This window comes from Flavobacterium sp., assembly GCF_049318185.1.
Classification (GTDB): domain Bacteria; phylum Bacteroidota; class Bacteroidia; order Flavobacteriales; family Flavobacteriaceae; genus Flavobacterium.
In genome coordinates this window covers 1-12,938 of record NZ_JBMOGV010000064.1, presented here as the reverse complement: position 1 = coordinate 12,938, position 12,938 = coordinate 1, and the positions used below count along the sequence as shown (strand labels likewise).

The 12,938-nt window shown below is 31.4% G+C and carries 11 protein-coding genes; 8 read left to right on the top strand and 3 right to left on the bottom strand.

The annotated features are described in order from the left end of the window. Positions 1 to 360 precede the first annotated feature (360 nt). The 7 genes from ACOYLT_RS07225 (at position 361) to ACOYLT_RS07195 (ending at position 9,350) form a co-directional block, all read left to right on the top strand. Positions 361 to 1,179 (top strand): M48 family metallopeptidase, encoded by an 819-nt coding sequence (locus ACOYLT_RS07225; RefSeq protein WP_422853192.1) that lies wholly within the window; start codon positions 361 to 363, stop codon positions 1,177 to 1,179. 63 nt (positions 1,180 to 1,242) lie between these two features. Next, entirely contained in the window at positions 1,243 to 2,562 is a 1,320-nt protein-coding gene (locus ACOYLT_RS07220; RefSeq protein ID WP_422853191.1) for an MFS transporter, read from the top strand. Positions 2,563 to 2,604: 42 nt separating this feature from the next. Then, on the top strand, positions 2,605 to 3,498 hold the full coding sequence (locus ACOYLT_RS07215; RefSeq protein ID WP_422853190.1) for a DUF6252 family protein: 894 nt from the start codon (positions 2,605 to 2,607) through the stop codon (positions 3,496 to 3,498). Between the two features lie 216 nt (positions 3,499 to 3,714). Beyond that, the gene (gene lon / locus ACOYLT_RS07210) at positions 3,715 to 6,165 is read left to right on the top strand and encodes an endopeptidase La (RefSeq protein WP_422853189.1); all 2,451 of its coding nucleotides are present in this window, start codon (positions 3,715 to 3,717) and stop codon (positions 6,163 to 6,165) included. Positions 6,166 to 6,292: 127 nt separating this feature from the next. After that, a complete protein-coding gene (porQ, locus tag ACOYLT_RS07205) occupies positions 6,293 to 7,324 on the top strand; it encodes a type IX secretion system protein PorQ (RefSeq protein WP_422853188.1) in 1,032 nt (343 codons plus the stop codon). A gap of 12 nt (positions 7,325 to 7,336) precedes the next feature. After that, positions 7,337 to 8,029, top strand: coding sequence for a (d)CMP kinase (gene cmk, locus ACOYLT_RS07200; RefSeq protein ID WP_422853187.1), 693 nt, complete (start codon positions 7,337 to 7,339; stop codon positions 8,027 to 8,029). Between the two features lie 67 nt (positions 8,030 to 8,096). Further along, the gene (locus tag ACOYLT_RS07195) at positions 8,097 to 9,350 is read left to right on the top strand and encodes a nucleoside permease (protein WP_422853186.1); all 1,254 of its coding nucleotides are present in this window, start codon (positions 8,097 to 8,099) and stop codon (positions 9,348 to 9,350) included. 246 nt (positions 9,351 to 9,596) lie between these two features. Here ACOYLT_RS07195 and ACOYLT_RS07190 read toward each other — a convergent pair whose 3' ends face one another. Together ACOYLT_RS07190 and truA are read right to left on the bottom strand one after the other, a co-directional pair. Next, positions 9,597 to 11,351, bottom strand: a complete 1,755-nt coding sequence (locus ACOYLT_RS07190; RefSeq protein ID WP_422853185.1) for an ABC transporter ATP-binding protein — start codon at positions 11,349 to 11,351, stop codon at positions 9,597 to 9,599. Between the two features lie 3 nt (positions 11,352 to 11,354). Then, on the bottom strand, positions 11,355 to 12,092 hold the full coding sequence (gene truA / locus ACOYLT_RS07185) for a tRNA pseudouridine(38-40) synthase TruA (RefSeq protein ID WP_422853184.1): 738 nt from the start codon (positions 12,090 to 12,092) through the stop codon (positions 11,355 to 11,357). Between the two features lie 100 nt (positions 12,093 to 12,192). On the opposite strand from truA, the gene ACOYLT_RS07180 reads away from it, so the two are divergent. Further along, entirely contained in the window at positions 12,193 to 12,687 is a 495-nt protein-coding gene (locus tag ACOYLT_RS07180) for a metallophosphoesterase family protein (protein ID WP_422853183.1), read from the top strand. 87 nt (positions 12,688 to 12,774) lie between these two features. On the opposite strand, the gene ACOYLT_RS07175 is transcribed toward ACOYLT_RS07180, so the two are convergent. Next, on the bottom strand, positions 12,775 to 12,938 hold a 164-nt coding region (locus ACOYLT_RS07175), incomplete at its 5' end, for a DUF4293 family protein (protein ID WP_422853193.1).

Genomic DNA, 12,938 nt, shown 5'->3' with positions numbered 1-12,938 from the left:
GAAGGACTTTTTGTTTTATAGGTGCAGCACAGTCAATGCGTTACTGTCCATGCCTTTTTCTAGTAACTCTGACCAAAACGGGAAGGGTTATTTTATGTACAAGCATTTGTAGTCAAGTTATTAATGATATTTTATTTCAACACAAATCCTATTTTTTTTATTATATCCTAAAACTTACTATTTATAGAACTTTAATTATTTATCCCCTAATGAGAAAACAGCTTTAGATCAAATACAATAAATGTTATCAATACTTTAATTATTGATAGAGATTTTACGGACTTACTTATTATTAGTAATTGAATTATATAATTATTAATCTTAAAGATTATGTAACTTTGACTTTAAAATATTGTAATCATGAAAAAAGGAATTTTATTATCAGTTATTTGTTTTGCAGTTTTAGTTTTTTCTTGCGCTAAAAATCCATTCACAGGTAAAAACACTATGGCATTAGTTCCTAATAGCGAAATTTTGCCTTCCGCATTCCAGCAATATGGAGCATTTTTAAAGGAGAACAAAGTAGTTTCTGGAACCACTGATGCTAAAAGAGTAGAATCTATCGGGATAAAAATTAAAATGGCTGCCGAAAAATGGCTGAATGCCAATGGATACCAAGGTTATCTCAAAGATTACCAATGGGAATATAAATTAGTTGAAAGTAAAGAAGTGAATGCTTGGTGCATGCCAGGGGGTAAAATTGTTGTATATTCTGGTATTTTGCCCATTACAAAAGACGATGAAGGACTAGCTACTGTTTTAGGACATGAAGTTTCACACGCTTTAGCCAATCATGGACAACAACGAATGAGTGCTGGAATGTTGCAACAATTAGGAGCAGTAGGTGTTGGTGCAGCAGTAGGATCAAATTCAGCACAAACACAGCAAATAGCAATGACAGCATATGGTGCAGCAACTCAAATAGGAGGAATGCTACCATTTAGTAGAAGTCATGAAAGCGAAGCTGATAAGATAGGATTAACTTTAATGGCTATTGCCGGTTATAATCCTGAAAAAGCAGTTGAATTTTGGGGAAGAATGTCTGCTAGTTCTGGAGGTAAAAAACCTGAAGAATTCATGAGTACACATCCTTCTGATCAAACAAGAATTGCAAACCTTAGAAGATTAATTCCCGAGGCAAAAGCTGAGGCATTAAAATTTGGAGTGGTTTTTAAATAATAAAAAATATACTATCTTCGAGCTGTTCAATTTGAGCAGCTTTTATTATTTTAAATACTATTTATGACAAATCTCCAAAAAGGAAGTAAAAAGTTATTAAACGCATGGGCTTTCTATGATTGGGCTAATTCAGTTTATAGTTTGGTAATTGCTTCAGCGGTTTTCCCTATTTTTTATAATGCTCTTTTTACTAAAGAAAACCCTTATATCAATGTTTTTGGACATAGTTTTAAAAATTCAGCATTAATTAGTTTTGTAACAGCTACCGCATTTTTATGCGTTGCTATACTTTCACCATTATTATCAGGTATTGCAGATTTTATTGGGAATAAAAAAATATTTATGCGTTTTTTTAATTATGTAGGTGCTTTGTCTTGTATAGGTTTATTTTTTTTTGACTTAAATAATATATTATTGGGGCTAACTTTTTACTTTTTTGGATTAATTGGTTTTTGGGGAAGTTTGGTTTTTTATAATTCCTATCTACCCGACATCGCTTTTCCAGATCAGCAAGATAAAATTAGTGCAAAAGGATATTCGTTAGGTTATATCGGAAGTGTTTTACTATTAATTGTAAATTTAGCAATGATAATGAAACCCGATTTTTTTCATATTTCAGGAACTTCTGGGCAAGCATCTGTCAAAGCTATGAGATATTCTTTTGCTATGGTTGGAATTTGGTGGATACTTTTTAGTCAATACACTTACTATTACTTACCAAAAGGAAATTCGAATAATGAGAAAATTAATTTTTCAATAATTTTTAATGGATTTAAAGAATTAAAAAAAGTCTGGCAAATATTAGAAACTGAAATACCATTGAAGCGTTATTTATTGAGTTTTTTTGTGTTTAGTATGGCAGTACAAACAGTTATGCTTGTTGCAACCTATTTTGGTGCGCAAGAAATACTTTGGAAGGATGCAGAGGAAAGTCAAATTGGTCTAATAACTTGTATTCTTTTAATTCAAATTATAGCTATTGTTGGTGCAGTTTTAACTTCTAAAGCATCATCAAAATTTGGAAATATTAAAGTGTTAATTTTTCTCAATGCCTTTTGGGTATTGTTATGTGGATTTGCCTATTTCATTACCACACCAAAAGAGTTTTATATTATGGCTTCTTTAGTAGGATTAGTAATGGGTGGAATTCAAGCTTTAGGTCGCTCAACTTATTCCAAGTTTTTACCAGAAACAAAAGATACAGCTTCTTTCTTTAGTTTTTATGATGTTTCAGAAAAAGTGGGAATTGTAATTGGGATGCTGGTTTATGGTTTGATTGACCAAATAACAGGGAGTCCAAGATTTGCAATTGTTTTCTTAGCCATATTTTTTATTTCAGGATTGTTATTATTACTAAGAATTCCAAAAAAAGTCTTGTTATAATTTCAAATAAAATTATATTTGAGCAATATTTATAAAACAGTTATGAAACGAATAAAACTTGTTGTTGGTATATTTTTATTGATAGGTAATTTTACATTGATTTCTTGTAATAATGAGCCAATAGATAGCGCTATTAATTTAGATGATTTTGGAGGAGGAAATAACGGACCATCAGTTTTTAAAGCTGATTTTACAGGTACTACTTGGACAGCAACAACAGCTCAGGCACTTATTTCAGGTAATTTAATAAGCATTTCAGGGGTTAAAGCTAATGGTGAAGGATTTGGTTTCTTAGTTGAAGGTAATACCACAGGAACTTACCCAGCAAATACAAATTTGTTGGCATATACACCAGCTGGTTCAGATTATGGATATTGGTCTACTAATTTTGATAATCCACAGGAAAACACGGGTTCAATTACTGTTACAAATATCAATACAACAAATAAAACCATTTCTGGAACTTTTAATTTTAAAGGGTATTGGTCTGATACGTCTGTGACTTCTATTTTACCTGTTCAATTCACAAATGGTATTTTTCAAAATATTCCATATATAACTCAAGCTCAAACTGGTGATACATTTTTTGCTAAAGTTGGCGGGACAGAATTTGTAGATGTTGATATTTTATCTACTACCATTTCTGTCGGAAGTCAAGAATTTATTAGTATTGGAGCTCAAAATGCAGCTTTAAATTCTATAACAGTATCTGTTAAAAGTTCTCTAGGAACTGGAACATATCCTATAACTGGCAACGCTACCACAGACGGTGTCCAAGCAATTTATGACTTTAATGATACCAATTACAATGCCACTACTGGCTCAATCACTGTTACCTTAAAAACGGCAACTAGATTAAAAGGAACTTTTAATTTTGTAACTACTGGTGCAACTCCTTTTATTGTAACAGAAGGTGCATTTGATGTAGAATATTAACATTCAATTATAATATGGAATCCGTCAATTTGGCGGATTTTTTTTTGGCATAATGATTGACTTATCAAGTTGCTAAAAACCATATTTTAAGTATATATAGATTTTAGCGCAATTCAAATGTAAAATATCGATTTTGATTTATTTCTATATATGGATTACCTAAATTTTTTTAGCAATATTAATTACAAATGTCAATTTGACTAAATTAAATACCACATGTCAAACCAAAATATACTCTCATTTGACAATATGTCACTTCAAGAATTTGATTCAGAAACCGATTTAATTCCTTTATTAACACCAGAGGATGAAGAGGAAATGAATAATGAAGAACTGCCGAGTTCGCTACCTATTTTACCTCTACGAAATACTGTTTTATTTCCTGGTGTTGTTATTCCTATTTCTGCAGGGAGAGATAAATCAATCAAACTAATTAATGATGCTAATGCAGGCAATAAAATAATTGGTGTTGTTGCTCAGAAAAATGAAGAGGATGAAGATCCAACAAAAAATGACATATACAGCATTGGAACTGTTGCACAAATACTTCGTGTTTTAAAAATGCCTGATGGCAATATTACAGTTATTCTTCAAGGAAAAAAACGTTTTGCTATTGACACGGTAACTACTGAAAATCCTTATCTAAAAGCAACAATTAAAGAAGTTGAAGAGAAGCGACCAGGAAAAAACGATAAAGAATTTCAAGCTATTGTTGATTCAATCAGAGAATTAGCTATTGAAATCATAAAAGAAAGTCCAAACATTCCAACTGAAGCTACTTTTGCTATTAAAAATATTGAAAGTCAATCTTTCTTAATCAATTTTGTTTCTTCCAATATGAATCTTTCGGTTAAAGAAAAACAAGATTTATTAATGATTAATGCTTTGAAAGAAAGAGCTCTGGAGACTTTGCGCTTTATGAATGTGGAACTACAAAAATTGGAATTGAAAAATGACATTCAATCTAAAGTTCGCTTTGATTTAGACCAACAACAACGAGAATATTTCTTGCACCAACAAATGAAAACCATCCAAGAAGAATTAGGTGGCGTTTCGAATGAGCAAGAAATTGAAGACATGCGCCAAAAGGCAAAAGCTAAGTCCTGGGATGGTAAAACAGCAAAACATTTTGAGAAAGAAATTTCTAAAATGCAGCGAATGAACCCACAAGCACCAGAATTTGGTATTCAAAGAAATTATTTAGAATTATTTTTAGAACTGCCTTGGGAAAAATATTCTAAAGATAATTTTGATTTAAAACGCGCTCAAAAAATTTTAGATAGAGATCATTTTGGACTTGAGGATGTTAAAAAACGAATTATTGAACATTTAGCAGTTCTAAAATTGCGAAATGACATGAAATCACCTATAATTTGTTTAACGGGTCCCCCAGGTGTTGGTAAAACGTCTATTGGTAAGTCTATTGCAGAAGCTTTAGGAAGAGAATATGTTAGAATTTCTCTAGGTGGTTTACGAGATGAAGCTGAAATACGTGGCCATAGAAAAACCTATATTGGTGCTATGCCTGGAAGAATTATTCAGAGCTTAAAAAAAGCAGGAACTTCAAATCCTGTTTTTGTTTTAGATGAAATAGATAAATTGTCGAATAGTCATCAAGGTGATCCTTCATCAGCATTATTGGAAGTACTTGATCCAGAACAAAATAATGATTTCTATGATAATTTCTTAGAAATGGGTTATGATTTATCCAAAGTTATGTTTATTGCTACTTCAAATAATATGTCAGCCATTCAACCAGCATTGCAAGACAGAATGGAAATTATCAGAATGACAGGATATATTATTGAGGAAAAAGTAGAAATTGCTCGTCAGCATTTATTTCCAAAACAATTAAAAGAACATGGACTAACTCCCAAAGATTTAATAATTGGAAAAAAACAATTAGAAAAAATAGTAGAAGGATATACACGTGAATCAGGAGTTAGAAACTTAGAAAATAAAATTGCTCAAGTGATTAGAAATGCTGCTAAATCAGTAGCCATGGAAGAAGAATATAATAAAAAAGTTACAGATGAAGATATTCTAAAGATACTTGGAGCGCCAAAATTAGCTAGAGACAAATCAGAAAGTAATGAAGTGGCTGGAGTAGTGACAGGTTTAGCTTGGACATCTGTTGGTGGAGATATTTTATTTATAGAATCTCTAATTTCTCCTGGAAAAGGAACCTTAACATTGACTGGAAATTTAGGAACAGTTATGAAGGAATCTGCAACTATTGCTTTAGAATATATAAAGTCTAATGCGGGTATTTTTGGTATTGATTCTGAAATAGTATCCAAATATAATATTCACTTACATGTGCCTGAAGGCGCAACTCCAAAAGACGGTCCAAGTGCTGGAATTGCTATGCTTACCTCACTAGTTTCTTTATTAACACAAACCAAAGTAAAGAAAAATTTAGCCATGACAGGAGAAATTACCCTTCGAGGGAAAGTATTGCCAGTTGGAGGTATAAAGGAAAAAATTTTAGCAGCCAAAAGAGCCAATATCAAAGAAATAATTTTATGTTATGAAAATAAAAGTGACATTGAAGAAATTAAATCTGACTATATTGACGGATTGACTTTTCATTATGTAAAAGAGATGAGTGAAGTTATTGATTTTGCATTAACAGGTCAAAAAGTTAAAAATCCTAAAAAACTATAATTCATTGTTGCAGTTTATCGTAAAAGGCATAAGTAAATAACCCTTATGCCTTTTTTTAACTTTTTTTCATACCATATAAAATAATATCTTCGCATTTCCGTTTTAGTATGTAGTATAAGTATTTTTAATGTTTAGAAAAGTAATTTGTATTGGATTTTGTTTAGCTAATTTGATGTCTTTTGGTCAAATTGGTGGTAAATCAATATACCAATTTCTAAATCTGGTTACGTCTCCAAGACAAGCTGCATTAGGAGGGAAAGTTTTAACTTTTTATGATAGCGATGTAAATCAAGCACACTTTAATCCAGCTACCATAAATCAAGAAATGGACAACAAATTGGCTTTAAATTATGGGAGTTATTTTGGTGAAGTGACCTATGGAACAGCATCTTATGCCTATACCTACGACAGACACGTTCAAACTTTTTTTGCAGGTGTAAATTATGTAAACTATGGAAACTTTGATGGCTATGACGAAAATGGTCAACAAACATCTAATTTCACGGGAAGTGAAATGGCGCTGAGTTTTGGTTATGCTTATAATATTCCAAATTCAGATTTTTATGTTGGTGCCAACGCTAAATTAATTTCCTCTACATTGGAGTCTTACAATTCCTATGGTGCAGCAATTGATATTGGAGTTTTGTTTATCGACTCGCGCAACGATGTAAATTGGGCATTATCTATTAGAAATCTTGGAACTCAAATAACTCCTTTTGCTGAAACTAGAGAAAAAATACCTTTAGAAGTATTAATAGGAGTATCGCAATTAATGGAAAATGTTCCGATAAGATGGCATTTAACCTTAGAAAATATGCAGCAATGGCAATTGGCTTTTGCTAATCCTAATAGAGCACAAGGCTCATTAGATGGTGGTTCAACACCAGAAAAAGTTTCTGTTTTTGGTAACGCTTTGCGTCATGTTATTATGGGTGCTGAATTATTTCCTAACAAAGGATTTAATATTCGATTGGGATATAATTTTAGAAGAGCCGAAGAATTACGTATCTTAGAACAGCGAAATTTTTCTGGAATTTCAGTTGGATTTGGGTTAAAAGTGAATAATTTAAAATTCAATTATTCTTATTCTAGATATACATTAGCTGCAAATACTAGTTTGTTTGGACTAATTATCGATTTTGGTAATAATAAATATTAACAACACTATCCATTGAAAAAAATTACTATTGCCATCGACGGATTTTCTTCTACAGGAAAAAGCACATTAGCCAAGCAGCTAGCCAAACATTTAGGATACATATATGTAGATACCGGAGCTATGTATCGTGCGGTTGCATTTTTTGCGATGCAAAATGGCTACATAGGAACCGACTTTTTTGACAAACAAACTTTAATTAATAGTTTACCTTTCATAAAACTTCATTTTCAATTTAATTCTGAATTGGGTTTTGCAGAAATTTATTTAAATGAAGTAAATGTTGAAAAAGAAATTAGAACCATTGAAGTATCTAATTTTGTTAGTAAAGTAGCTGAAATTTCTGAAGTGAGAGTAAAGCTTGTTGAACAACAACAGACAATGGGTAAAGGAAAAGGAATTGTTATGGATGGAAGAGATATAGGGACAGTTGTATTTCCTTCTGCAGAACTAAAAATATTTATGAATGCAAGCCCAAAAACTCGCGCGCTAAGACGTTATGATGAATTACAAGCTAAAGGGCAAAATGTTTCATTTGAAGCAGTTTTGAATAATGTGGAAGAAAGAGATTTCATAGATACTCATCGAGATGATTCTCCATTAGTTAAAGCTGAAGATGCTATTGAAATTGATAATTCTTCATTAACCAAAGAAGAACAATTTGAAAAAGTTTTATTATTAGTTCGAAATATTACGAAATCAATTTGATTTTTTGTTTATCACGATTTAAATAGTAGATTTACTTCCTATTTTTTAAAAACCAAAAACTATTTTTATGAGTATTAAATTGAGATTAACTATCATGAGTTTTCTCCAATTCTTTGTTTGGGGCGCATGGTTGATTACTGTAGGGAACTATTGGTTTGGAACCAAGCAATGGAGTGGTGAACAATTTGGAGCCATTTTTTCAACTTTAGGTTTATCTTCTATAATAATGCCAGCTGTAACAGGTATAATAGCTGACAAATGGATAAATGCTGAAAAGCTTTATGGTGTTTTACATATACTTGGTGGAATTGCTCTTATTTATATTCCGCAAGTTGATAATCCAATAACTTTTTATTGGGTTATTTTTGCAGCAATGCTTTGTTATATGCCAACAATTTCCCTTTCAAATTCTGTTGCCTATAATATTTTAAAAAATAATAATTTTGACGTAGTTAAAGTTTTTCCGCCAATTAGAGTTTGGGGAACTATTGGGTTTATTGCCGCTATGTGGTTGACCAATTTAACAGGGAATAAAGCTTCTTCAAATATGTTTTACATATCGGCAATTTCTGCAGTAATTCTAGGAATTTACTCATTTACTTTACCAAAATGTCCGCCACAAAAGTTAATTTCAGAACATGCATCTTTGGCCCAAAAATTTGGTGTAGATGCCTTCAAATTGTTTGGAACTTATAAAATGGCATTATTCTTTTTGTTTTCAATGTGTTTAGGGGGTGCTTTACAATTAACTAACATGTATGGAGACGTTTTTTTATCAGAATTTGGGAAAGTGCCAGCATATGCCAATAGTATTATTGTAAAAAAATCAACATTGATAATGTCTATTTCTCAAATATCAGAAACTTTATTCATTTTAGTCATTCCGTTTTTCTTGAAAAGATTTGGAATTAAACAAGTTATGCTAATTTCCATGTTCGCTTGGGTTTTGCGTTTCGGATTGTTTGCCTATGGAAATCCATCTGATGGACTTTGGATGATTATAATGTCTTGTATTGTATATGGAATGGCATTCGATTTTTTCAATATTTCAGGGTCATTATTTGTAGAAACTTCTACGGATTCTAAAATTCGTTCTTCTGCTCAAGGATTATTTATGATGATGTCTAATGGTTTCGGAGCTTTGTTTGGGGGTTTACTAAGTGGATATATTATTGATGAATATTTTACTCATAATGGTTCAAGAGATTGGCATAACATTTGGCTTTCTTTTGCTGGTTATTCATTAATAATTGCAATTTTATTTGCTTTAATGTTTAAGCACAAACACAATCCGAAAGAAGTAGAGAGTTTTAGTCATTAAATGATTTACTAGTTAAACAGTTAGACCTGATAAATTTTTAAAACTGTTAGGTCTTTTTTGTTTCTGTAATTTCAATTTTTTTGTTCATGTTTGAATACTTAATTCTGTTAAAATTTAAGAGTTTTGAATCTAGTATTTTATACATAACAAAAAAGAGATACTTTTGCATGTTCAGAGTGACAAACTACTTTATTTGAATATTAAAAACAAATAAGACCTAATGGTTAACAATTACTTTTTAGTCAATTAAACTTCAATAGCAAACTGTGAATCATATAATTTTTTATAGTAACCTTCTGCTTTGTTAACTAATTCTTGATGGGTTCCTTCTTCAACAATTTGTCCTTTATCCATTACAATTATTTTATTTGCCTTGACAATAGTTGCCAATCGATGCGCTATTACGATAGAGGTTCTTCCTTGTGTTATTTTTTCGGTTGCTTTTTGAATTAATTCCTCACTATAAGTATCAATAGAAGAAGTAGCTTCATCTAGTATCAAAATACTTGGATTGCTAACATATGCTCGAAGAAAAGCTATCAATTGGCGTTGACCAGAAGAGAGCATTACTCCTCGTTCTTTTACATCATAATCATAACCACCAGGTAAGCTTTTTATGAACTTATGAACTCCAATTTTTTTAGCCGCGGTTATTACATCTTCTTTTGAGATGTTTAGATTATTTAAAGTAATATTATTATGAATTGTATCTGCAAAAAGAAAAACATCTTGAAGCACTATGGCAATTTGGTTGCGAAGACTTTCGAGTTTAAATTCGTTGATGTTTTGGTCGTCAATATAAATTGTACCAGAATTAATTTCGTAAAAACGATTTAGAAGATTAATTATAGTAGATTTTCCTGCGCCAGTTGCACCCACTATAGCTATGGTCTCTCCAGATTTTACATTTAAATTAATGCCTTTTAATACTTCTTCATCAGCAATATAACTGAAACGCACATTTTCAAAACGAATGTTTCCATGAAAATGATTAGCAATTTTAGTTCCATTCAGTTGCACATCACTATCTGAATCCAAAATATCAAAAACACGATTGGCTGCAATCATACCCATTTGCATTTCATTAAATTTATCTGCAATTTGGCGCAAAGGATTAAAGAGCATTCCGATGAACATAGTATAGGAAAACAAATCACCAAAGGTGGTAAATTTATCACCATCAAGTATATGAATACCTCCATACAACACTACGGCACCAAGTGTTAACGATGAAATAATATCTGCAATAGGGAAGAAGATGGAGTTATAAAAAATTGTTTTAATCCAAGCATTGTTATGTTTACCGTTTATTTCTTTAAACTTTTGATATTCAATATCTTCACGGTTAAAAAGTTGCACTATTTTCATTCCAGTAACTCGTTCTTGAACGAAAGTATTCATGTTGGCTACTTGATTTCGTACTTCTTCAAAAGCCACTTGCATTTTCTTTTGAAATATTCTAGTGATATAAACTAATACAGGCATAGCAATAATAACAATCCAAGTCAATCGCCAGTTCATATAAAACATAAAAACTAAAACCACTAACATTTTCATTAAATCACTCATGATCATGAATAATCCCTGACTGAAAATACGAGCTATTTGTTCAATGTCTGAAACTGAGCGCGTAACTAACATTCCCACAGGTGAATTGTCATAATATTTCATTCTAAAACTCAACATGTGTTTGAAAAGTTTTACTCTGATATCTTTGATAATGTCTTGACCTAAAATATTAGCCCAATACACAAAAAAGAATTGCGACAACACTTCGGCTAGCAAAACAAAACCCATAATAGTTACATAAAACAACAATCCGTGTTCGTCTCTTGGTTTTATGTAAGCATCAACCGTTTGTTTTAATAAATAGGGACGAAGTGCCGCAAAAACAGAAAGCGAAACAGCAAATAAAATCACACCATAATATCTTAACTTATAGGGTTGTGTATATTTTAAAATTCGTTTAAATAAGTTAGTGTCGAATGCTTTAGCTTTCATGTATTATTTGATGTATTCGTAGGCTATTTGGGTTAAATATAAGCCATGAGCAGGTGCTGAAAATCCAGCTTGACTTCTGTTTTTGCTTTCAATTATTTTTTCAAAATCAGTTAAACTTATTTTGTTTAAACCAATATTTATCATGGTGCCAACAATAGCTCTAACCATATTACGTAAAAATCTGTCGGCTGCAATGGTAAAAACTACTTTACTTCCTATTTGTTTCCAATTTGCTTCAAAAACAACACAATTAAAGGTTCTAACATCGGTATTCGTTTTAGAAAAACATTCAAAATCATTGTGCTTGAAAAGAATTTGACAAGCTTCATTCATTTTGTCTATATCTATGGGCAATTGATGCAACCAACTCCCTTCGTTTTCAAATACATCTTTGAACGTGTGAATATGATATTCATAGGTTCGTTTGGTAGCGTCAAATCGAGCATGAGCTTCGTTTGAAACTTTAATAATAGAATAAACAACAATGTCTTTGGGTAAAAAAGAATTCAATTTATGCACTAATTGATTAGTATTGATTTCTTTTTCAAAATCAAAATGCGCATACATTTGTTTGGCGTGAACTCCTGTATCCGTTCTTCCAGCACCAACAACGTCAATATCGGTTTTTAGTAAAACAGAGAGAGCTTTGTTGAGCGTTTCTTGTACAGAATTAGCTTCTGGCTGGTATTGCCAACCATGATAATTTGTTCCTTTATAAGCTAATTCAATAAAATATCTCAACGTATTTCTTCTAGTTTTTCAAGTTACAAAGTTACAAAGATTTTATGTTGGTAAACCGTTAAAGTTTTTACTATAAATTTGCCTTTCATAATTTTTAAAAATGAAAAAAATCCTTTTAATTTCTGATACACATAGTCATATTGATGATGCTATTCTAAAATATGTCAATCAAGCTGATGAAGTTTGGCATGCTGGTGATATTGGCAATTTAATGGTTACAGATACTATTAAAAAAATTAAACCTTTGCGCTCTGTTTATGGTAATATAGATGATGACAAAGCGAGGGTGGAGTTTCCTTTGAAAAATCGTTTTTTTTGTGAAGATGTTGATGTTTGGATTACGCATATTGGCGGTTATCCTGGTAAATATAATCAAGCGATTAGAAATGAAATTCAAACTAATCCTCCAAAACTTTTCATCTGTGGTCATTCGCACATTTTAAAAGTGCAGTTTGATAAAAAACTAAATCTATTGCATATGAATCCAGGTGCTTGTGGTGTTTATGGCTTTCATCAAGTTAGAACCATGTTACGTTTTGAAATAGATGGTGATAAAATTCAGAATTTAGAGATTATTGAATTGGGGAAGAATTAGAGAATCTGATATAAATTCGGATTAAATAAAAAACCCAAACTTTCGTTCGGGTTTTTCGCAGCACTAAAAAAAACTAAGTTTATAGGTTTATCGTAATCGATCAACAGATTTCACGAGATCTTCATCCTTTTTGATGGCTTTGTTGGCCAAAACCAAAAGTACGATAGAAAAAATAGGTAAGAACATCCCAACACCTTTCTCAGAAATAGCTGTTTCTCCAGATGCAGTTAGTGTTCGATACACAAATAATC